18 protein-coding genes are annotated in these 22,265 nt (G+C 65.4%); 8 read left to right on the top strand and 10 right to left on the bottom strand.

From position 1 onward, the window contains the following. The first annotated feature begins 205 nt into the window (after window positions 1-205). The 3 genes from parE to CFB41_RS12515 all read left to right on the top strand — a co-directional run bounded on the left by parE (window position 206) and on the right by CFB41_RS12515 (window position 5,288). On the top strand, window positions 206-2,188 hold the full coding sequence (parE, locus tag CFB41_RS12525) for a DNA topoisomerase IV subunit B (protein ID WP_089456696.1): 1,983 nt from the start codon (window positions 206-208) through the stop codon (window positions 2,186-2,188). Between the two features lie 69 nt (window positions 2,189-2,257). Then, entirely contained in the window at window positions 2,258-4,579 is a 2,322-nt protein-coding gene (gene parC, locus CFB41_RS12520) for a DNA topoisomerase IV subunit A (protein WP_089456695.1), read from the top strand. A gap of 250 nt (window positions 4,580-4,829) precedes the next feature. Beyond that, on the top strand, window positions 4,830-5,288 hold the full coding sequence (locus CFB41_RS12515) for a CopD family protein (protein WP_039370342.1): 459 nt from the start codon (window positions 4,830-4,832) through the stop codon (window positions 5,286-5,288). A gap of 53 nt (window positions 5,289-5,341) precedes the next feature. Here the strand turns inward: CFB41_RS12515 and CFB41_RS12510 are convergent, their stop codons facing one another. Further along, window positions 5,342-6,226, bottom strand: coding sequence for a LysR family transcriptional regulator (locus CFB41_RS12510; RefSeq protein WP_089456694.1), 885 nt, complete (start codon window positions 6,224-6,226; stop codon window positions 5,342-5,344). 113 nt (window positions 6,227-6,339) lie between these two features. On the opposite strand from CFB41_RS12510, the gene CFB41_RS12505 reads away from it, so the two are divergent. Then, window positions 6,340-6,786 carry a multidrug/biocide efflux PACE transporter gene (locus CFB41_RS12505; protein ID WP_089457182.1) on the top strand — a complete coding sequence of 149 codons (447 nt, stop codon included), beginning with the start codon at window positions 6,340-6,342 and terminating at the stop codon, window positions 6,784-6,786. A 58-nt stretch (window positions 6,787-6,844) separates the two neighbouring features. On the opposite strand, the gene CFB41_RS12500 is transcribed toward CFB41_RS12505, so the two are convergent. The 7 genes from CFB41_RS12500 to CFB41_RS12465 form a co-directional block, all read right to left on the bottom strand. Then, the gene (locus CFB41_RS12500) at window positions 6,845-8,053 is read right to left on the bottom strand and encodes a chromate transporter (RefSeq protein WP_089456693.1); all 1,209 of its coding nucleotides are present in this window, start codon (window positions 8,051-8,053) and stop codon (window positions 6,845-6,847) included. A gap of 190 nt (window positions 8,054-8,243) precedes the next feature. Then, window positions 8,244-10,583, bottom strand: coding sequence for an EAL domain-containing protein (locus CFB41_RS12495; protein ID WP_089440733.1), 2,340 nt, complete (start codon window positions 10,581-10,583; stop codon window positions 8,244-8,246). A gap of 219 nt (window positions 10,584-10,802) precedes the next feature. Next, window positions 10,803-11,684: a PhzF family phenazine biosynthesis protein gene (locus tag CFB41_RS12485; protein ID WP_089457181.1), complete on the bottom strand. Its 882-nt coding sequence runs from the start codon at window positions 11,682-11,684 to the stop codon at window positions 10,803-10,805. 13 nt (window positions 11,685-11,697) lie between these two features. Continuing rightward, window positions 11,698-12,156 (bottom strand): RidA family protein, encoded by a 459-nt coding sequence (locus CFB41_RS12480; RefSeq protein WP_011352811.1) that lies wholly within the window; start codon window positions 12,154-12,156, stop codon window positions 11,698-11,700. Window positions 12,157-12,198: 42 nt separating this feature from the next. Next, window positions 12,199-13,380, bottom strand: coding sequence for a PLP-dependent aminotransferase family protein (locus CFB41_RS12475; RefSeq protein ID WP_047852437.1), 1,182 nt, complete (start codon window positions 13,378-13,380; stop codon window positions 12,199-12,201). A 152-nt stretch (window positions 13,381-13,532) separates the two neighbouring features. Further along, window positions 13,533-14,441, bottom strand: a complete 909-nt coding sequence (locus CFB41_RS12470; RefSeq protein ID WP_089440730.1) for a DMT family transporter — start codon at window positions 14,439-14,441, stop codon at window positions 13,533-13,535. A 55-nt stretch (window positions 14,442-14,496) separates the two neighbouring features. Continuing rightward, complete coding sequence (locus CFB41_RS12465) at window positions 14,497-15,189, bottom strand: VOC family protein (protein WP_089456692.1); 693 nt, start codon at window positions 15,187-15,189, stop codon at window positions 14,497-14,499. Between the two features lie 230 nt (window positions 15,190-15,419). Between CFB41_RS12465 and CFB41_RS12460 the strand changes: the two genes are divergently transcribed. The 4 genes from CFB41_RS12460 to CFB41_RS12445 all read left to right on the top strand — a co-directional run bounded on the left by CFB41_RS12460 (window position 15,420) and on the right by CFB41_RS12445 (window position 20,018). Then, window positions 15,420-16,880: a PLP-dependent aminotransferase family protein gene (locus tag CFB41_RS12460; protein WP_089456691.1), complete on the top strand. Its 1,461-nt coding sequence runs from the start codon at window positions 15,420-15,422 to the stop codon at window positions 16,878-16,880. 158 nt (window positions 16,881-17,038) lie between these two features. Further along, the gene (gene htpG / locus CFB41_RS12455) at window positions 17,039-18,937 is read left to right on the top strand and encodes a molecular chaperone HtpG (RefSeq protein WP_089456690.1); all 1,899 of its coding nucleotides are present in this window, start codon (window positions 17,039-17,041) and stop codon (window positions 18,935-18,937) included. Window positions 18,938-18,945: 8 nt separating this feature from the next. Then, window positions 18,946-19,542, top strand: a complete 597-nt coding sequence (locus tag CFB41_RS12450) for a chorismate lyase (RefSeq protein ID WP_089457180.1) — start codon at window positions 18,946-18,948, stop codon at window positions 19,540-19,542. Beyond that, window positions 19,542-20,018 (top strand): DNA-deoxyinosine glycosylase, encoded by a 477-nt coding sequence (locus tag CFB41_RS12445; RefSeq protein ID WP_089456689.1) that lies wholly within the window; start codon window positions 19,542-19,544, stop codon window positions 20,016-20,018. The genes CFB41_RS12450 and CFB41_RS12445 overlap by 1 nt, the downstream gene beginning before the upstream one ends. 211 nt (window positions 20,019-20,229) lie before the next feature. Here the strand turns inward: CFB41_RS12445 and CFB41_RS37300 are convergent, their stop codons facing one another. Next, on the bottom strand, window positions 20,230-20,895 hold the full coding sequence (locus CFB41_RS37300) for an MAE_28990/MAE_18760 family HEPN-like nuclease (protein ID WP_144029913.1): 666 nt from the start codon (window positions 20,893-20,895) through the stop codon (window positions 20,230-20,232). Window positions 20,896-20,918: 23 nt separating this feature from the next. After that, on the bottom strand, window positions 20,919-22,079 hold the full coding sequence (locus CFB41_RS12440; RefSeq protein WP_089456688.1) for a DUF262 domain-containing protein: 1,161 nt from the start codon (window positions 22,077-22,079) through the stop codon (window positions 20,919-20,921). Window positions 22,080-22,265: the final 186 nt, after the last annotated feature.

Below are 22,265 nucleotides of genomic sequence, written 5' to 3'. Positions count from 1 at the left end.
GCGATTCCGCGATTGGCGTGCCACGCGGAACCAGTAAAATACCGCGCGTCCCGGGCAGCGCAGCGCACGCCGCGCGCCCGCTTTCGGAGCAGTCCAAGCACACCGTTGTTTCGATTCGCTTTTTTACGGAACTCAACGTTTTGTCCACGACGTTATCCACACCAGGTGTGGACAACGTCCCGATGAATGACGAAATTCAGCGCCTATGTCAACGAAGAAACCCAGCGCGGCCTATAGCGAAGCATCGATCAAGGTGCTCAAGGGTCTCGAGCCGGTCAAGCAGCGGCCCGGCATGTACACCCGTACCGAGAATCCGCTGCACATCATCCAGGAAGTCATCGACAACGCGTCCGACGAGGCGCTCGGCGGCTACGGCAAGCAGATCACGGTCACGCTGCACGCCGACCAGTCGGTCTCGGTCGAGGACGACGGTCGCGGCATCCCGTTCGGCATGCACCCGGAAGAGGGTGTGCCGGTCGTCGAGATCGTATTCACGCGCCTGCACGCGGGCGGCAAGTTCGACAAGGCCGCGGGCGGCGCCTACACGTTCTCGGGCGGCCTGCACGGCGTCGGCGTGTCGGTGACGAACGCGCTGGCCACGCGCCTCGACGTGACGGTCTGGCGCGACGGCAAGATCGCGGAACTCGGCTTCGCCGAAGGCGATGTCGTCAAACCGCTCACGACGCAGGGCGCGGGCCGCGGCGAGAAGAAATCCGGCACGCGCGTGCAGGTGTGGCCGAATCCGAAGTATTTCGATTCGCCGAACCTGCCGCTCGGCGAGCTGCAGCGCCTGCTGCGCTCGAAGGCCGTGCTGTTGCCGGGCGTCGAGGTCGTGCTCGTCAACGAGAAGTCGGGCGAGCGCCAGACGTGGAAGTATGAAGACGGCCTGCGCGGCTACCTGCTCGACGAAATGAACGGCAGCGAGCTGCTGATCCCGCTGTTCGAAGGCGAGCGCTTTGCCGATTCGCGTTCGGGCGACGACACCTTCGCCGAAGGCGAGGGCGCGTCGTGGGTCGTCGCATGGAGCGAGGAAGGCTCGCTCGTGCGCGAGTCGTACGTGAACCTGATCCCGACGCCGGCCGGCGGCACGCACGAATCCGGCCTGCGCGACGGTCTCTACCAGGCGGTGAAAAGCTTCGTCGAACTGCACAACCTGCAGCCGAAGGGCGTGAAGCTGCTCGCGGAAGACGTGTTCGCGCGCGTGTCGTTCGTGCTGTCCGCGAAGGTGCTCGATCCGCAGTTCCAGGGGCAGATCAAGGAACGCCTGAACAGCCGCGACGCGGTGAAGCTCGTGTCGTCGTTCTCGCGCCCGGCGCTCGAGCTGTGGCTGAACCAGCACGTCGAGCACGGCAAGAAGCTCGCCGAACTCGTGATCAAGCAGGCGCAGGCGCGTACGCGCGCGGGCCAGAAGGTCGAGAAGCGCAAGAGCTCGGGCGTCGCGGTGCTGCCCGGCAAGCTGACCGATTGCGAGACGGAAGATATCGCGCGCAACGAGCTGTTCCTGGTCGAGGGCGACTCGGCAGGCGGCTCCGCGAAGATGGGCCGCGACAAGGAATACCAGGCGATCCTGCCGCTGCGCGGCAAGGTGCTGAACACGTGGGAAACCGAGCGCGACCGCCTGTTCGCGAACAACGAGGTGCACGACATCTCGGTCGCGATCGGCGTCGATCCGCACAGCCCGGATGAAAGCGTCGACCTGTCGAACCTGCGCTACGGCAAGATCTGCATCCTGTCGGACGCGGACGTCGACGGCTCGCACATCCAGGTGCTGCTGCTCACGCTGTTCTTCAAGCATTTCCCGCAACTGATCGAGCGCGGCCATGTGTGCGTCGCGCGCCCGCCGCTGTTCCGCGTCGACGCGCCCGCGCGCGGCAAGAAGGCCGCACAGAAGCTTTATGCGCTCGACGAAGGCGAACTCGAGGCGATCCTCGACAAGCTGCGCAAGGACGGCGTGCGCGAGACGCAATGGAGCATCAGCCGCTTCAAGGGGCTCGGCGAAATGAGCGCCGAGCAGCTGTGGGATACGACGATGAACCCCGACACGCGCCGCCTGATGCCGGTGAAGCTCGGCGAGCTCGACTACGAGGCGACCGTCGCACGCATGACGATGCTGATGGGCAAGGGCGAGGCAGCCGCGCGACGCGGCTGGCTCGAGGAAAAGGGCAACGACGTCGAAGCCGACATCTAAGCCGAACACCTGCGCGGCCGGGCAAGACGCCCGGCCCGGCCTTACGCCACTTACGAATACGGAATTCAGATGGACGACAACACTTCCGATCTCTTCGCCAGCTCCGATGCACCGGACGCCGAAGCGCTGACGCTCGGCAACTACGCGGAGCAGGCGTATCTCAGCTACGCGGTCAGCGTCGTGAAGAGCCGCGCGCTGCCTGACGTCTGCGACGGCCAGAAGCCGGTGCAGCGCCGGATTCTCTACGCGATGAACGAAATGGGCCTCGGCCCGGACGCGAAGCCGGTGAAGTCGGCGCGCGTGGTCGGCGACGTGCTCGGTAAATACCACCCGCACGGCGACCAGTCGGCATACGACGCACTGGTGCGTCTCGCACAGGATTTCTCGCTGCGCTACCCGCTGATCGACGGGCAGGGCAACTTCGGCTCGCGCGACGGCGACGGAGCGGCGGCGATGCGATACACCGAAGCCCGCCTCACGCCGATCGCGAAGCTGCTGCTCGACGAAATCGACCAGGGCACGGTCGACTTCATGCCGAACTACGACGGCTCGTTCGAGGAGCCGAAGACGCTGCCGAGCCGCATGCCGTTCGTGCTGCTGAACGGCGCGTCGGGCATCGCGGTCGGTCTCGCGACCGAGATCCCGTCGCACAACCTGCGTGAAGTCGCGGCAGCGGCGGTCGCGCTGATCCGCAATCCGAAGCTGTCGCACGCGGAGCTGATGAACCTGATTCCGGGGCCGGATTTCCCGGGCGGCGGGCAGATCATCTCGAGCGACACCGAAATCGCGGCGGCCTATGAAACCGGCCGCGGCAGCCTGAAGGTGCGCGCGCGCTGGAAGATCGAGGATCTCGCGCGCGGCCAGTGGCAACTCGTCGTGACCGAGCTGCCGCCGAGCACGTCGGGCCAGAAGGTGCTCGAGGAAATCGAGGAGCTGACGAACCCGAAGCTCAAGCTCGGCAAGAAGACGCTGACGCCCGAGCAGCTCAACACGAAGAAGGCGATGCTCGACCTGCTCGACGCGGTGCGCGACGAGTCGGGCAAGGAAGCGGCCGTGCGGCTCGTGTTCGAGCCGAAGTCGCGCACGATCGACCAGACGGAATTCGTGAACACGCTGCTCGCGTACACGAGCCTCGAGTCGAACGCGACGCTGAACCTCGTGATGATCGGCGCCGACGGCCGGCCGGGCCAGAAGGGCCTGCTGACGATCCTCGACGAATGGGTGAAGTTCCGCCAGCTGACGATGACGCGCCGGTGCCGCCATCGTCTCGCGAAGGTCGACGACCGCATCCACATCCTCGAAGGGCGGATGATCGTCTTCCTGAACATCGACGAGGTGATCCGCATCATCCGCGAGTCGGACGAGCCGAAGGCCGCGCTGATGACCGCGTTCGGCCTGAGCGAACGGCAGGCGGAAGATATTCTCGAAATCCGGCTGCGCCAGCTCGCGCGGCTCGAGAAGATCAAGATCGAGAAGGAACTCGAAGCGCTGCGCGACGAGAAGGCGAAGCTCGAGGAACTGCTCGCGAACGAAAGCGCGATGAAGCGGCTGATGATCAAGGAGATCGAGGCCGACGCGAAGCAGTACGGCGACGATCGCCGCACGCTGATCCAGCAGGAAAAGCGCGCGACGTTCGAGGCGAAGGTGGTCGACGAGCCGGTCACGGTGGTCGTGTCGCAGAAGGGCTGGGTGCGTGCGCTGAAGGGCCACGGTCTCGACCCGGCCAGCTTCTCGTTCAAGGCCGGCGACAGCCTGTACGCGGCGTTCCAGTGCCGCACGCCGGATCGTCTGATTGCGTGGGGCAGCAGCGGCCGCGTGTACTCGGTCGACGTGTCGATCCTGCCGGGCGGGCGCGGCGACGGCGTGCCCGTCACGTCGCTGATCGAGCTCGAGTCGGGCTCGCACCTGATGCATTACTTCGCAGCGCCGGCCGACCAGCAACTGCTGCTCGCGTCGAGCAACGGCTTCGGCTTCCTCGCGAAGGTCGGCGACATGGTGAGCCGCGTGAAGGCCGGCAAGGCGTTCATGACGATCGATGCGGGCGCGGTGCCGCTCGCCCCGATGCCGGTGCTGCCGAACGCGACGCAGGTCGCGTGCCTGTCGAGCGGCGGCCGCCTGCTCGTGTTCGGGATGGACGAGATGAAGACGCTGTCCGGCGGCGGTCGCGGCGTGATCCTGATGGCGCTCGACGACAAGGAAACGCTCGTGCAGGCGCTCGCGATCGATCCGGCCGGCGTCGTGCTGATCGGCACCGGCCGCGGCGGCAAGGTGATGGACGAAACGCTGTCGTATGCGGGGCTGGCGCCGCACGTCGGCAAGCGCGCCCGCAAGGGCCGCGCGCCCGACACGAAGCTCAAGGTCGTCAGCGAACTGCGTCCGCTGCTCGGCTGACACTGCGCACGTTCGATCGCCCGGTTCGGCCGCGATCGAGGGCCGCACCTCCGCTTCGGCGGACGTGCGGCCTTTTCTTTTGGGTCGGGGATGCGGGTAAGCAAGCGTGGCGCTGTCACGCGGAACTTGCAAAATAATGTGAAATCGCGCCTGGGGTCTGAACCGCTCGGCGACAATCCGGTCGAACGTCGCTCGATGCCGCGTGCGACGCGGCCGTTCGCCGCACCCCACTCCTCACAGGATTGCCGTCATGTCCCATGCTGTCTCCGTCGCGCTGTTTCTTCATCTGCTGGCCGTCGCCGTGTGGGTGGGCGGGATGGTCTTCGCCAACTTCTGCCTGCGTCCGGCGCTGTCCGACCTGTCGCCGCAGCTGCGGTTGCCGCTGATCGAAGGCGTGTTCGGCCGCTTCTTCAACTGGGTCTCGGGTTCCGTGATCGTGATCCTGCTGACCGGCGGCTTCCTGCTGGTGGAATTCGGCGGTGCGCACGCGACGTGGTCGCTGCACGCGATGGCCGGGCTCGGCGTCGTGATGATGCTGATCTTCGGACATATCCGGTTCGCGCTGTTCCCGCGCATCCGCCGTGCGGTTCAGGCGCAGAAGTGGCCGGACGGCGCGCGCGCGGTGAATACGGTGCGCCTGCTCGTCCTCGTGAACCTCGTGCTCGGCGTCGTCACGATCGGCGCGGCGGTGTTGTCGCGCGGTTTCTGATTGACCGCAGCCGGCCGGCCCGCGCGCAGCCGCGGGTGCGCCGGCAAGCGCCGCTACGCGGCCAGCATCGCATCGAGCAGCCATGAGCCGGCCGGGCCGAGCGGCCGGCTGCGCGACCAGACCGCATCGACCCGCACACGGCGCGGCCAGCCGCGCGCACGCAGTTCGCACAGGCGATCGCGTGCGAAGTGGTCGACCATCCAGCGCGGCAGTTCGGCCCAGCCGAACCCCAGCACGGCCATCTCCAGCAGCATCAGGTAGCTCGGCGCCAGCCAGTGCTGCGTGCCGACGACGATCCGGTCGTCGGCGCCGCGGCCTTCCGTTTTCACGTAGGTATTGAGGCGCAGTTCGCGCACGTCGCGCAGCGCGGCGTGCGGCACGTCGGCGTCGCCGTATTCGGCGAGCGCGTGCGTGCGGCCGACGAACAGCCCGATTTCCGACTCCTCGGCGATCGTCGCCGCGCCGATATCGGCCGGGTAGGCCGCGCGCGCGGCCATCAGCCCGAGCTGCGCGCGCCCCTGCTGGATCAGGTCGAGCACATCCTCGTGCTCGGCGATCTGGCATTCGAGCTCGAGCGTCGGGAAGCGCCGTTCGAGCGCCATCAACGTTTCCTCGTAGCGCTTCGACTGGTACGTATCGGACACGACGAGCGTCAGCCGCGCTTCCTCGCCACGCGCGAGCCGCGCGGCCGTCCGGTCGATCGCCGCGCCGGCTTCGAGTGCGCGCTGCACCTGCGGCAGCAGCGCACGCCCTGCATCGGTCAGCGTCGGCGCGCGCGTCGAGCGGTCGAACAACTGCACGCCGAGATCGATCTCGAGGTTCGCGATCGCCTCCGACACGGTCGACTGGCGCTTGCCGAGCTTGCGCGCGGCGGCCGTGAACGAGCCGAGCAGCGCGGCTTCGGCGAAGGCGAGCAGGGCTTCGGGGGCATGGCGCATGCGGCGCTCCTGGTGACGATATATCGGTAAAACCGATGATATCAAACTGGATTCATACGGTTGCGCCGATCAAAATGGCGGCCATGTACGAAGTAGACGAATCGGAGGGAATCATGAAACAGGTCAACAAAACGGTGACGGAACGGCTGCTGCATGCACTGACGTTCGAGCTGGTCGCGATCGTGCTGTGCGCGCCGATCGGTGCGTGGCTGCTCGACATGCCGGTGTCGCACGTCGGCGTGCTGACGGTGATGGTGTCGCTGATCGCGATGGCGTGGAACATGGCGTTCAATACGCTGTTCGACCGCTTCGAGCGTCGCGCGGGGCTGACCCGCACGCTCGGCATGCGGATCGCGCATGCGGTCACGTTCGAGCTCGGTCTCGTCGCGATGGTGGTGCCGGTCGCCGCGTGGTGGCTGAACGTGAGCCTCGTCGAGGCGCTGCTGCTCGACCTCGGCATCGTGCTGTTCTTCCTGCCTTACACGTTCTGCTTCAACCTTGCCTACGACGCGCTGCGCGCCCGCTGGATGGCACGCCGGGTCGCGGTGCAGGCAGGTTGAGGACGGCCTGGACGGGCGAATGCCGGTAGAACCCGGCGGGGCGGGGGGGCGCCGCCCGTCAGCGCGCGGCGGCCAGCAGCCACACGCCGCAAGCCACCGCGACCGTGCCGTACACGGCATAGACGGGCAGCTTGAAGCGCGCGAAGCACAGCGTCGCGAAGGCGCCCGTCAGCCAGTAAATGGGGTCGACGGGTTCGCGGTACAGGATCCTCACGACGGCGACGACGAGAAAACCCGTGGTCGCCGCCCGTAGCAGGCGCATCCCGTGCTCGAAGCGCGAATGGCGCTTGAGCCGGGACAGGTGGTTCTGCGCAAACACGACGAGGCATCCCGACGGGATGAACAGCGCGGCCGTCGCGAGCAGCGCGCCGACCCAGCCGTCGGTCAGGTAGCCGAGAAACGGGACGACGTTCAGCAGCGGCCCCGGCGCGACAGGGGACAGCGCGAACGCCAGCGTGAAGTCGTGATCGGAGATGCCCGTTGCGGGCGTGACGAACAGCGTCTTGAGCACGGGCAGCGCGGAAAAGCCGCCGCCGAACAGCGTCATGCCGGCGCCGGCGAGACGCGGCCACAGCAGCGTCGCCTGGTAATCGCCGGGCAGCGGCACCGCGAACAGCGTGACGAGTACGCCGAGCAGCACGAGCAGGTTGCGGTCGCGGGTCGACAACGTGAAATCGACCGCGTCGCGTTGCGGGGGCCCCGTGAGCCAGCCGGCCGCGAAGGCGGCGAAGAGAATCCCGACGAAGGCGGCCGGATTATGTGCGAAACCGAGCAGAATCGTCGACAGCGCGGCGATCAGCTGCTCGCGCCGTGTGCGTGCGAGCGAGCGCAACTGCTTGACCCACGTGACGCCGATCAGCGCGGCGAGCACCATCCCGAAGTGATTGATCAGCATCGGCGCGGCAAGCGAGCGCACGAGCGGCGTGCGATAGAAGATCGCGAACAGCGTCATCAGGATGGAGAACGGCAGTACGCTCGCGATGCCGGCGATCCACGCGCCGATGCGGCCGTGCAGGATCTGGCCGACCTGCACCGCCACGTTGCAGCCGACGGGGCCCGGCACCAGCCAGGCCAGCGCGACGAGGTCGCCGAATACGTTGGGCTCGATGCGCTTCAGCCGCTCCACGTAGTGGCGTTCGAGCTGCGCCATCATCGACAGCCCGCCCCACGAAACCGCCGAAATGCTGGCGACGACCTTGAACAGGTCCCACAGGGACGCCTGCGCCTGTTCGACATCAGCGGTCGCTTCGATTTCGACGGTAGTCATGTTGGTGGTGTGAGCGCGGGGCCCGATCTCTCGCGTGCGGCCATGCCGGCGGCCCGCCGACACGTTGGCCCTCCCAATTGTCCGCCGCGCATCGTGACACTGCCATGCGCGAAAACGCTAGTTCACGAACTAAACAATTGAATCGGAAAACGAAACAGTGACGGCGCGCGCAACGCGCGCCACGGTGCGCTTACGCGCCGGTGCTGCCGGTCGCGCGATGCGCGATCACGTTCGGCGCGTCGCCGCGCACGCCGAAGCGTGCGATCAGCGCGGGAATCGCGTCGGCCGGCACCGGTCGCGAGAACAGGAAGCCTTGCGCCTCGATTTCGCCGAGCGCGGCAAGCCAAGTGATCTGCTCCTCGGTTTCCGTGCCTTCGACGACGACGGTCAGGCCGAGGGAGCGCGCGAGATGCACGATCGACGACACCATCACGCACACGCTGCGATCGTTCGGGATTGCCTGCACGAACGAGCGGTCGACCTTCAGCGTGTCGACGGAGAAGCGGTGCAGGTACGACAGCGACGAATAGCCGGTGCCGAAATCGTCGAGCGCGATGCGGATGCCGAGCTTTTTCAGCGCGACGATCTTCTCGGACACGAGCTCCGGATATTCCATCATCGCGGTCTCGGTGATCTCGATCTCGAGCCGGTTCGCGTCGATGCCGGTTTCCTGCAGCGCCTGCGAGATCGTCTCGATCAGGTCGCCGCGCCAGAACTGCACGGGCGAGATGTTGACCGCGAGCGTCAGCGTGTCGTGGCCTTCGTCGCGCCAGCGCGCGATCTGCTCGCACGCGGTGCGGATCACGAAGTCGCCGATCGGCACGATCAGGCCGGTCGATTCGGCGATCGAAATGAATTCGTTCGCGGAGATGACGCCGTGTTCCGGATGATCCCAGCGCGCGAGCGCCTCGAAGCCGGTGATGTGGCGGTGCGTGAGGTCGATCTTCGGCTGGTATGCGAGGAACAGCTGCCCCTCGGCGAGCGCGACGCGCAGTTGCTGCTCCCAGCGCATCAGGTGGTCGGCGCGGTGCGACAGGTGCGGCGCATAGAACTGGTAGCAGTTCTTGCCGGCATCCTTCGCGCTGTACATCGCGAGGTCGGCCTTCTTCAGCAGGTCGATCTCGCTCTCGTTCGCCACCGTGTGCAGCGCGATGCCGATGCTCGCATGCAGCACGAACGAGCTGCCGCGCACGTCGAACGGTTCGCCGAACATCCGGATGATCGCTTCCGCGAGCCGCACCGCGCGCCGCTCGACGTCGTCGCCCTTCATTACCACGACGAATTCGTCGCCGCCGATGCGCGCGAGCGAGCCTTCGTCGCCGACCGCATCGGACAGGCGCGACGCGGTCATCTGCAGCACGATGTCGCCGGCGTTGTGGCCGAGCGTGTCGTTGACGGTCTTGAAGTTGTCGAGATCGATGAACAGCAGCCCGAGCCGCGACAGGCTCGCCGGCATCGACACGTCGTTGCGCAACCCGCGCAGCGTCGCATAGCGGTTCGCGAGGCCGGTGAGCAGGTCGTATTCGGCGAGCTGCGTCATTTCGCGCTCGCGGCCGAGCAGCTTGCCGATCAGGCCCGTCGCGACGCCGAAGAACGCGAGCATCGCGAGCGTGATGAAGCTCGTCATCAGCAGGTAGACGTTGCGCGTGTGGTAGTAATCCGCGAATTCCTCGGTTTGCGACAGCCCGACCATCACCGCGAGCGGGTAGCCGTCGAGGTGGCGGTACGACACGATGCGCGTCACGCCGTCGATCGGGTCGATGATCGTGCCCGTCACGCGCTCGGCGATCGGGTAAACACCCGACGCGGAAAACGCGCCCGGCGCGTTGCTGACCGAGCCCGTGCGCCGCGCGAGCACCGCGCCGGTATCCGACACCACCGCGATCACGCCTTCCTTGCCGATCGCCGCGTTGTTGTAGAAGTCGTTGGTGAAGTAGCTCGGGTCTTCCGACACGACGACGATGCCCGCGAAGCTGCCGTCCGGGTTGTTCAGGCGCCGTGTCATCTGCAGCGTCCAGTGGCTCGACACGCGGCCGAGTACGGGCTTGCTGATGAACAGGCGGTCGTCGTTGTGCGCGAGGTGGACCTTGAAGTGCTCGCGATCGGACAGGTTGATCGGCTGCGGATGCAGCTCGGCCGTGTTCGCGAACAGGATGCCCTTCGCGTTGACGAGCGACACCTGGATCAGCGTGTCGCTTGGCACGACGCCTTTCTCGACGGCGCTGGCGAGGTTGAAGCGGGCGGGCGACTTCTCGAATTCGAACTTGACGAAGCGGGTGATCTGGTCGACCTGGTGGATCGCCTTGACCGTATGCTGTTCGAGCGCGGAGGACAGGATTGCCGCGGAAGCGGCCGCTTCCTTGTACGCGCTGTCCTTTTCCACCGACAGACGCGCGATGATCACGGCCCACAGTAGCGCGAGCGCCAGCATCCCGAGCAGCGGGATCGCAAATAGCGCACGCCGGCGCGATTTGCGCGGCGCGCGTAGCGGCCGGGTCGGCGGCGTGTGGTTGGACCGGGCGGAGCTCATCGAAGCGGGTGGCGTCCTGCTCGCGTGCGCCATCCGTCCGGATGGCTGATTATTGGCTGGGGTCGTCCCGACGTCTGTTCGTTCGCGGGACACGCAACCATGGACAGACCTCCGAAACAACGGATTAGGCCCGATATTACTGGTTGGAACGTTTTTGCGATAGTTGGGCGAATCGTAGGGGGCGCCGGGCAGGCCGGCGCCATCGCACATCGCGAAATGTCAGGCGGGTGACAGGAAGGTGCCGTCGACGACGGTGACGACATGGCCGCCGATCCAGGTGGTGCCGTCTTCGTCATAGCTGACGAAGATGCGGCCGTCGCGGCCGATCGCCGTACCCTGGCGGGCCGTATACGACTGGCCGGGGCGGCGTTCCTGCCGCGTCAGCAGCCCGGCGAGCGCGGCGTTCGCGCTGCCGGTGACGGGATCCTCGCCGAAGCCGAAATTGCCGCCCGTCATCAGGCAGCGGATTTCGAGCGTCGCGGGGCCGCCTTGCGCGTGCGGCGCATAGACGGCGACGCCGTCCGTGGCGTAGCGGCGCGTGAGCGCCGCCAGCGCGGCCGGATCGGGCGTCAGGCCGATGCAGGCATCGGCCGACTTCAGCCGCACGACCAGCCATGGCGCGCCGTTGTCGACCGCGCACGGCTCGGCATCCAGGTCGAGCGCGTCGCTGCGCAACGCCGCAGCCAGCGCCGCGTAGTCCGAGCGGTCGAGCGGCGTGACGCGTGCCGGCGGCGCGGCGAACGCCCAGCCGTCGGCCTGCTCGCGCAGCGCGACCCGGCCGACCCCGCACTGCTGGATCAGCCGGCCCGGCGTGCGCGGCCGCGCGCCGCTTTCCAGGAACGCATGCGCGGTGCCCAGCGTCGGGTGACCGGCGAACGGCAGTTCGCCCTCCGTCGTGAAGATCCGGACGCGGTAGTCGGCTTCCGGATCGGTCGGCGTGCAGAGGAACGTCGTTTCCGACAGGTTCGTCCAGCGGGCGATCGCGAGCATGTCGTCGTCGCCGAGCGAATCGGCGTCGAACACCACGGCGAGCGCGTTGCCCTTGAACGGCACCGACGTGAACACGTCGACCTGCTTGAAACGGACGAGACGGCCGGGCATCGTGCTGCGTTCGTTACGCAACTTCGGCGATCAGCTCGATCTCGACGCACGCGCCGAGCGGGATCTGAGCGACGCCGAATGCCGAGCGCGCGTGCTTGCCGGCGTCGCCGAACACTTCAGCGATCAGTTCCGACGCGCCGTTCGTCACGACGTGCTGTTCGGTGAAGTCGAGCGTCGAGTTGACGAGGCTCATCAGCTTGACGATGCGCGTGACCTTGTTCAGGTCGCCGGTGTGCGCGTGCAGCGTCGCGAGCAGGTCGATCGCGATCGAGCGGGCGGCGGCCTTGCCGTCTTCCGTCTGCAGATCCGCGCCGAGCTTGCCGGCCCAGACCTTGCCGTCCTTCTTTGCGATGTGGCCCGACAGGAACACCGTGTTGCCGGTTTGTGCGCTCATCACGTAGGCGGCGGCCGGTGCGCCGGCGGTCGGGAGCTCGATGCCGAGCGACTTCAGCTTGTCGTAGACGTTAGCCATGGATTCGATTCCTCGTAGAGAGTCGTGACAGGAAAAAGGGGATCAGAGACGCTCGCGCAGCAGCTTGCCGAGGCGCGCGACGCCTTCCTCGATCTTCTCGGGCGGCACCGTCACGAACGACAGGCGCAGCGTGTTCTGCTGTGCGTTGTCCGCGAAGAACGGCGCGCCCGGCACGAACGCGACGTGGTTGTCGACGGCCGTGGCGAGCAGCTTCATGCTGTCGATCTGCGCGGGCAGGTTCACCCAGATGAACATCCCGCCTTCCGGGCGGTTCCACGTGACGCCTTCCGGCATGTGGCGCTCGAGCGCGCCGAGCATCGCGTCGCACTGCGCGCTGTACAGCTCGCGGATCGTCGGGATGTGCTCGTCGAGGAAGCCATCCTTGATCACTTCGTGCGCGATGCGCTGCGTGAGCGTCGGCGTGTGCAGGTCGGTGGCCTGCTTGGCCTGCACGAGCTTGAAGTGGAGTTCCTCGGGGGCAATGATGTAGCCGATCCGCAGGCCCGGCGCGAGCACCTTCGAGAACGTGCCGAGGTGCACGATGTGATCGGGCGCCATCGACAGCATCGTCGGCAGCGGCTCGCCGCGGTAGTTCAGCGCGCCGTACGGATCGTCTTCCAGCACCGGGAACGGGCTCGACTGCGCGAACGCGGCAAGCGCGCGGCGGCGCTCGACGGGCAGGCGGCGGCCGGTCGGGTTCTGGAAGTTCGGCTGCGCGTACAAGAGGCGCGCGCCTTGCGTGAGTTCGGGCGTGAGGCCGTCCGGCAGCAGGCCCTGCTCGTCGGTCGGCACCTGCACGTAGCGCGGCTCGTACAGCGAGAACGACTGCAGCGCGCCGAGGTAGGTCGGGGTTTCGACGAGGATCGGGCTGCCCGGATCGACGAGCGCCTTGCCGAGCAGGTCGAGCGCCTGCTGCGAGCCGGTCGTGATCAGCACCTGCGACACGCGCACGCTGTAGCGCTCGGCGATCCATTCGCGCAGCGGCAGGTAGCCTTCGGTCGCGCTGTACTGGAGCGCGGCGGCCGGCGCGTCGCGCAGCACGCGGTCGGCGGCGGCGCGCATGCGCTCGGCCGGGAACGTGGCAGGGGCGGGCAGGCCGCCGGCGAACGAGATGACCTCGGGGCGTTCCGTGACCTTCAGGATTTCGCGGATGGCAGAGCTCGTCAGCTTGCGTGCGCGTTCGGAAAGCTGCCAGTGCGGCGGATGCAGGTCGCTCGGATTCATAGTCTCCTCGTTCGGATATCGTGGTCAGTCAAGAAAGGTCGTTCGGGCAAATCGCGTCGACGCCGCCGGGTGGGCGGGCACGAGCGCGATCGAGCCTTCGCGGCCGGGTGGGCAAAACCGATCAGGCAAAACGTCCATTATGGCGCAGCTGTTCAGCCGGCGCGAGCCGGTTGCGCGGCGGTGGCGACCGCCGAGCGGCGCCCGAGCACCACGGTGGCGATCACCGCGGCCGCGAACAGCCACGTCGACGGCGTCACCGTTTCGCCGAACAGCAGCGCGGAAAAAGCAATCGTGAAGAAAATCTGCAGCAGTTGCACCTGGCCGACGCGCGCGATGCCGCCCATCGCGAGCCCCGCGTACCACGCGAAAAAGCCGATGAATTGCGAAAAGAGGGTCACGTAGCCGAACGCGAGCCAGGTGCGCAGCGCGAGCGGGCCCGGATGCACGGCATGCTGCGTCCATGCGAGCCAGCCGACCGGCAGCACGAGGAACGGCGCGGACACGACGAGCGCCCAGCAGATCACCTGCCAGCCGCCGATCTGGCGCGCGAGCCGCGCACCTTCCGCATAACCGAGCGCGCCGATGCCGACCGCGACGAGCATCAGCGCGTCGCCGGCCTGCACGGTGCCGCCGCCGTCGCGCAGCGCGAACGCGATCACGAGCGCGCTGCCGGCCACCGCGCTGGCCCAGAACGCCTTCGACGGCCGCTCGTGCGACAGCCAGGCCGCATACAGCGCGACGAACAGCGGCTGCAGGCCGTTGACCACCGCGCCGTGCGACGCCGGTACCGTTTTCATCGCCCATGCGGAGAACACCGGGTACGCGATGATCACGCCGAGCGACGTGATCGCGAGGCTTTTCAGCTGCGCGCGGGTCGGCAGCGGCTCGCGGCGCCACCACAGCAGCAGGCCGGCCGGCACCGCGGCGGCGAGCGCGCGGCCGAGCCCGTTGAGCAGCGGATGGAGTTCGGAGACGACGATCCGCGTCATCGGCAGCGTCAGGCTGAAGATCATCACGCCGATGAGGCCGAGCAGCATGCCCCGGGTTTCGCGCGAATTCATGAAATGGGTGTCTCCGTGTTGCCGGTATTAGATGTAGTCGGGTGCGGCGTGGCGCTCAGCGCAGCGTGCGTGCGCCCTGCGGCGTGTCGAATTCGGCGACCAGCGCGGGCGGGCCGTCGGTGGCTTCGAGGTCGAGCAGGTGGCCGGCGCCGAGCCAGTCGAGCTGCTCGCGGAGCGCGTCCGCGCGCGGGTGGGTGCCCTTGAGCGCCTTCAGCGCGACGCCGTCGCCCGGCAGCGATTCGGCCGGGTGGTGCGCGCTGTCCCACTGGATCAGCGACGGCAGGAGGCCGTCGCCCGCGCCTTGCCACGTGGGGAACGCGCCGTCGTCGGGCACCGTGAGGCCCCAGCTCAGGTCACCGCGCCGCATCGCGACGACCGGCGGGATGCGCGCCGGGTACTGGCTCTGCCACAGCGCGAGCTGGCGCGGACGGTCGACCCGCGCAACCCAGTGCGCGAGAAACGGGCCTTGCGCAAGCCGCGCGTGCATGGCCGGATCGTCGAGCCCGAACAGCCGCGCGCGGGGCGGTTCGGCGCCGGCGTTCGGTGCAGGCGCATCGGGATCGATCGCGATCACTTCGAGGTAGAGCCCGCCCCACGCACCGAACAGCGCATTGTGGGTCCGCATCAGCGGGTGGCGGCCGCCGCCGGCAGGTTCGATGCCGAGCGCGTCGGCGACGTGGCGGATGCCTTCGTCGAGCGTGCGCGCGGCGATCACGAGGTGGTCGAGTGTCAGGGAGCGGGCTGGCATGAACGTCGGTCGGGAAGCGAAAGTGTCATGGTGGGCAGGCGATGCGCCGGGCGGTGGCCGGACCGGCCGGCGTCCCGGCCGCGAGACGGGCCGGTGGGCGCGGTGCCAGGTGCGGCGGAGCCGGAACGGTGGCCGCACGGCTGCCATTCCGGTCAACTGTAATCGTCGCTACCGGCACAGTAACGGTACAATCGGCGCGATAGCCTTCGGTACAGTTGGAGCTGCCGCCCATGTCCACCGTCCCCCTCGCCCAGATTCCCGTGCCGCACGACACGGCCACGCTCACGCTCGTCGACCAGCTTGTCCAGTGGGCGCGACGGCGCATCGACGAGCGCGTGTTCCGGCCCGGCATGCGGATGCCGTCGATCCGCAAGCTCGCGCTCGACAAGAGCGTGTCGCGCTTCACCGTCGTCGAGGCGTACGAGCGCCTCGTCGCCCAGGGTTACCTCGACTCGCGGCGCGGCTCGGGCTTCTACGTGCGCGAGCGCACGGGCGCCGGCCCGCAGCCGGCCGACGGCGTCGCACGCGTGGCCGAGGCCGCGCCGGTGCACAACACGATCGACGTCGTCTGGCTGCTGCGCAACATGCTGCATACCGTCAGCCCGGAAAAGGGGCCCGGTCTCGGCTACCTGCCGGGCCGCTGGCTCGACGGGGAACTGATCACCGGCGCGCTGCGCGCGCTCGGGCGCCAGTCCGGCGCGCAGATGCTCGGCTTCGGCACCGCGCAGGGCTTCCTGCCGCTGCGCCAGCAACTGCAGACGCGCCTCGCCGAAGTGGAGATCGGCGCGAAGCCCGAACAGATCGTGCTGGTGTCGGGGATCACGCAGGCAATCGACCTGATCGCGCGGATCTACGTGAAGCCCGGCGATGCGGTGATCGTCGGCGATCCGGCCTGGTTCCAGATGTTCGGGCGCTTCGCGGCGCAGGGCGCGCAGCTCGTCGGGATGCCGTACACGCCGGACGGCCCCGATCTCGACGCGCTCGAAACGCTCGTCCAGATGTGGCGACCGAAGATGCTCGTGATCAATTCGGTGCTGCAGAACCCGACCGGCACGTCGCTGTCGGCCGCGCAGGCGTTCCGGATCCTGAAGCTCGCGGAGGCATACGACTTCCTCGTCGTCGAGGACGACGTGTACGGCGACCTGTGCCCGCCGAGCTATCCGGCCACGCGCCTCGCGAGCCTCGACCAGTTGAAGCGCGTGATCTACCTCGGCAGCTATTCGAAGACGCTCGCGGCGAACCTGCGGGTCGGCTACGTTGCGTGCGCGCCCGAGATCGCGAAGGCGGTCACCGACCAGAAGATGCTGGTCGGGATGACGACGCCCGAGCTCAACGAGCGCGTGCTGTACAAGATCCTGACCGAAGGGCATTACCGGCGCCACGTCGAGCGGCTGCGCGCGCGGCTCGACGGCGTGCGCGACAAGACCGCGCGGATGCTCGAGCGCACGGGGCTCGGCCTTTTCACGATGCCGGCGGCCGGGATGTTCCTGTGGGCCGACACGGGTGTCGATTCGGATGCGCTCGCGGCGGTCGCGCACGAGGCCGGCTTTTTGCTGACTCCGGGCAGCCTGTTCTCGCCGCAGCAATCGCCGTCCACGTGGATGCGCTTCAACGTCGCGAACTGCGGCGATCCCGCGCTGCCGGCGCTGCTGTCGCGCTATATCGATTCGGCCGCGCGCCGCGCATCGTGAATAGGCGCGGCAGGCCGGCTCTTGAAATGCCGCGCGCCGTCCCCAGATACGCGCGCAAACCGCTGGCGCCACGCGGTCGTCCTTGACGGGTCCGCCGGCATCGCGCGCCGGGCGCCGGCGTCACCCTTTTCCAGTTCAAGTAAGAGGAAACAGCATCCATGGCACACGAAACGATGAGCTTTCAGGCAGAGGTCAAGCAACTCCTCCACCTGATGATCCATTCGCTCTACAGCAACAAGGAAATCTTCCTGCGCGAACTGGTGTCGAATGCGTCCGACGCGGTCGACAAGCTGCGTTTCGAAGCGCTCGCGGACAACGCGCTGTACGAGAACGATCCGAACCTGCGCATCCGCATCGGCTACGACAAGGCCGCGCGCACGATCACGATCGACGACAACGGCATCGGCATGAGCCGCGACGAAGCGATCGCGAACCTCGGCACGATCGCGCGCTCGGGCACCAAGGAGTTCTTCACGAAGCTGTCCGGCGACCAGCAGAAGGATGCGGCGCTGATCGGCCAGTTCGGCGTCGGTTTCTACTCGGGCTTCATCGTCGCCGACAAGATCACCGTCGAGACGCGTCGCGCGGGCCTGCCGGCGAGCGAAGCCGTGCGCTGGGAAAGCGCGGGCGAGGGCGATTTCACGATCGACGCGATCGAGCGCGCGCAGCGCGGCACGACGATCACGCTGCACCTGCGCGAAGGCGAGGACGACCTGCTGTCGTCGCACCGCCTGAAGTCGATCATCCAGAAGTATTCCGACCACATCGCGCTGCCGATCCTGATGCAGAAGGAAGAATGGGATCAGGAAAAGGGCGAGATGGTCCTGAAGGACGAGGACGAGACCGTCAACCAGGCGAGCGCGCTGTGGACGCGGTCGAAGAGCGACGTCACCGACGAGCAGTACACGCAGTTCTACCAGCACATCGCGCACGACCACCAGGATCCGCTCACGTGGACGCATAACCGCGTCGAGGGCCGCAGCGAATACACGCAACTGCTGTTCGTGCCGTCGCACGCGCCGTTCGACCTGTGGAACCGCGACTATCGCGGCGGCCTGAAGCTGTACGTGAAGCGCGTGTTCATCATGGACGACGCCGAGCAGCTGCTGCCGCAATACCTGCGTTTCGTGAAGGGTGTCGTCGATTCGGCCGACCTGCCGCTGAACGTGTCGCGTGAAATCCTGCAGGAAAGCCGCGACGTGAAGGCGATCCGCGAAGGCGTGACGAAGCGTGCGCTGTCGATGCTCGAAGAGCTCGCGAATGCGGAAGAGGATGCCGGCAAGGAGAAGTACAAGACGTTCTGGGGCGCGTTCGGCCAGGTGCTGAAGGAAGGCCTCGGCGAGGATCACGCGAACCGCGAGCGCATCGCGAAGCTGCTGCGCTTCGCGTCGACGCACGCCGACACCGACGCGCAGGACGTGTCGCTCGCCGACTACGTGTCGCGCATGAAGCCCGAGCAGAGCAAGATCTACTACGTGACCGCCGATACGTGGCAGGCCGCGAAGAACAGCCCGCATCTGGAAGTGTTCCGCAAGAAGGGCGTCGAGGTGCTGCTGCTGACCGACCGCGTCGACGAATGGATGCTGTCGTTCCTGCACGAATTCGACGGCAAGCCGCTCGCGAGCGTGGCGCGTGGCGACCTCGATCTCGGCGAACTGAACGACGAGGAGAAGAAGGCGCAGGAGCAGGCGGGCGAGGCGATCAAGCCGGTGGTCGAGAAGATGAAGGAAGCGCTCGGCGACAAGGTGAAGGAAGTGCGCGTCACGTTCCGCCTGACCGATTCGCCGTCGTGCCTCGTCGCGGACGACAACGACATGAGCGGCTACCTGCAGCGCATGCTGAAGGCGGCGGGTCAGAACGCGCCGGCGATGCAGCCGATCCTCGAGATCAACCCGGAGCACGCGCTCGTGAAGCAGTTGAACGCCGACAGCGCCGATTTCGGCGACTGGTGCCATCTGCTGTTCGATCAGGCGCTGCTGGCCGAAGGCGGCATGCTCGACGATCCGGCAAGCTTCGTGAAGCGGACCAACGCGCTGCTGCTGTCGCGCGCCGCGTGAACACGCGGATGCGATTCGACGGCGCTCAGGCCGGCTGGCGCGAGACGCCGCGGCCTGGCTGCACGCTCGATCAGCGTGACTGGCTGACGCGCGGCGGATCGCTGACCGCGCACCTCGCGCGGCTCGGCCGCGTGGCCGTGCGCGTGACGCGCGAGGCCGTCGATTGTCCATGGTTCGACGAGCCGGACGCGCTCGCCAGTGCGCCGCGCGCACCGATGTGGGTGCGCGAGGTGATCCTGTCGGTCGACGGCACGCCGTATGTTGCCGCGCACAGCATCGCGCCGCTCGCGGCCAGCAAGGGCGTGTGGCAGGCGATGCGGCGGCTGCGCACACGGCCGCTGGCGGAGTTGCTGTACAGCGATCCGCAGGTCGAGCGTTCGGCGCTCGTCAGCCGGCGCGTGATCGCCGGCCATCCGCTGTATGCGCTGGCGAGCCACGCGCTTGGCGGCGCGCGTGCGCCGCATTCGTTCGTCGCGCGGCGCTCGGTGTTCCAGCGTCACGGCAAGCCGTTGATGGTCACCGAGTGCATGCTGCCGGCGCTGTGGCGCCATCTCGATGCGCACGGCGACGGGCCGCGCTCGGGCGGCCCGGACGGGGGCGCGTGATGTTGCGGGGTTTTCCGCCGGTCGTCGCGGCGAATACGCACACGATGATCCTCGGCAGTTTTCCGGGCGAGGCGTCGCTCGATGCCGCGCAGTATTACGCGCATCCGCGCAACCAGTTCTGGCGATTGTTGGGTGCGGTGCTCGGCGAGCCGGGGCTGCATGAACTCGCGTATGACGCGCGGCTCGAGCGCGTGTTGAAGCACGGCATCGGCATCTGGGACGTGCTCGATGCGTGCCATCGGCAAGGCAGTCTCGATTCCGCGATCCGCAATGCGAAGCCGAACGACTTCGCGTCGTTGCGCGAGCATGCGCCGTTGCTGAAGAAAGTGTGTTTCAACGGGAAGACGGCGGGGCGGTTTGCCGAGGTGATCGGTCAGGCCGGATACGACACGCTCGTGCTGCCGTCGTCGAGCCCGGCGAATGCGATGCTGTCGTTCGAGCAGAAGCTTGCGCAGTGGCGGGGAATTTACGGCTGAAGTGATTCAGTATTGATGAAATCGATGTCGAATTGCCTTATAAAGATTGCGATAGCGGCGCTTAGCTGGCCCAAATTAGTTGGGCGGTGACTCTGGCAGGTGGCAATGTCTTTCAATGTAATGCTTGCGGGTTGCGGCAAACATCAAGCGAATCAGATGTGTTGGAGTCTGTACTGGTGGAACATAAGGCCCGTATAATGGGCCTTATGTTTTATGCGGCAGCTTTGTATGTTTTATTTTCTGCTGCATTGATAAATTCATTACTTATTCGATCCAGTAGATGCAAAATTCTCTCTGATCGTTCGAGGAATTCAAATCTGGATAACCTAAATCCCTCGCCGTGCGCTACGCGATGGCGATCACGTACAACTTGTTCGTCAATGAATATTTTTGTGGTCGACCACGTTGCAGCATCCAATCCAAGTTGAGGATTGACCCCTGCCGAAGATAGAAGTCGCGTGAGAACTTCAGTACCCGGGTTTCCCTCAGTTTTTGCATCCCAGGTCGAGTGGGTACAAATTTCATCAAGCCCCATCAAAATTCGTTGGGCTAGTCGACCATGGGTCTCAGAGCTGCCTGGATAATCGGTTTTTCCTGCACGTTGAACATCTGCAAAAAATGCGGCTGCAACGAAATTCGGAGTTAATTCCCTAATTCTCAATCTTTGTGAAAATACATGATCAAAATATATCTCAATGGATTTTCGGAGAAATCCCTCCCAGTGGGCACACAGTAAAACTAATCCTGCGCGAAAAAAATAGTTTCTTTCGCTATCGGATCGACGCGCGGATAGCCGCATTCCGGTTATCTCCCGTTTCCGCCAGGCCAGCTCTCGCGCGATTTTCGCTTGAAATTCTTCGGCAGTGCGCGCACTCATTTTTGGGCTCTCAGGATAGTTGGCTATTTGCTTTTCCGGGCAACCGCTTTCTTTGTTGGGGTGCTTCGGGTTTTTATGCGGGTTAGCGAGTCTTTTATCAATTTTTCCGCAGTTGGTGTTACTCGTGCCATTCTTTCTCTGGCTCGTAATCCAGAAAAACTTCCGCGGTAGGCGTCGGTACTCCAAAGCTTCTTGATAAGTTCCGGGATATCTATTTTGGATTTAACTTTATCTATTTGGCTCCAGTGGCGGCCAACGGCTAGGCCAAACCCTTCGTATGCTGCCAGCGAAAACCCCCCGCGGAATGAGTTCTGAGTACTATTCCAATGTCGGAAGATGTTGCCACCTGAGCTGCTGTCGAGAAATTCGAACATATCCGAAAATATTTTCGCCTCGGCTTCTTCGTCAAAATTCTCGTCGATGGCAATCTTTTCCATCTGATCTCGAAGATACTCGTGAACGTCGCCAATGGATTTTGGATGGGCATCCCTAAGTATCACAAATCGTAGGGCGAGATCCATGTCATATTTTTCGGCGATCTGAGATTCGCTAAGAAGCGTGCATGACCGGAAATTTTGATTCTCTGCAAGCGATTTAAGCCATCTAAATCTTTTGGGATTCAGACTTACCAAAACACAGTTTCGAAGTTCTTGCGGGGATAAAGGTTCGCCGTAGGTGTTCAATCTCTCAAACAGATCAAATTTTCCTGTAGATGCGCCTTGCTCCCGGGCTAGAACTTTTATATCCAGTCGAGTACGCTTAAATTCAAGACGAAGAGCGTGATCCATTGTCTGGAACTCAACATCGTTGAGGCTGGGGAGATGTTTGGTTCCTTCCAATTTAAGAGGATCTTTCAACTCAAGATCATCGCTGTCAGAGTCGCTGGGGCCTTTTAATTCACCCATAAACTCGAATATTGTCGAAAGTCGTTGAACGCCGTCGATTACTTCCCAGACACCGGAATCATTTGTTGCCACATAAAGCGATGGAAGTGGGATGCCAAGGAGAAGGGACTCGATGAGGCGAGATTTCTGCTGAATTCCCCAACGGTAGACGCGTTGAAATTCAGGGTGAATGTCAAGCTCCTTCTCTTTGTAGAGGTTTAGGAGTTCGCCGATCGACATGGACAGATTGTCAGATGATATTTCGCGTCTTTTGGAGTCGACATCTTTCTTTAACGACATCTTGGTTGTCCTCGCTTTTTTTGGGAAGTTGATTTTCTTGTGGAAGATTGAAAGTGTACCGCAGAACAAGAGGAAGAGTTAGACGATCGATCTCGAGCGGAAGTGTGGATTTTGGTATTTCAGGGCCCATCGCTGGAGTGCCACGTGTCGTACGACAGAAGGGGGACTCGGGACGTGATTGGATCT

Source organism: Burkholderia sp. AU33803, from assembly GCF_002223095.1.
Classification (GTDB): Bacteria; Pseudomonadota; Gammaproteobacteria; order Burkholderiales; family Burkholderiaceae; genus Burkholderia.
This window is presented reverse-complemented; position numbering and strand designations above follow the sequence as displayed.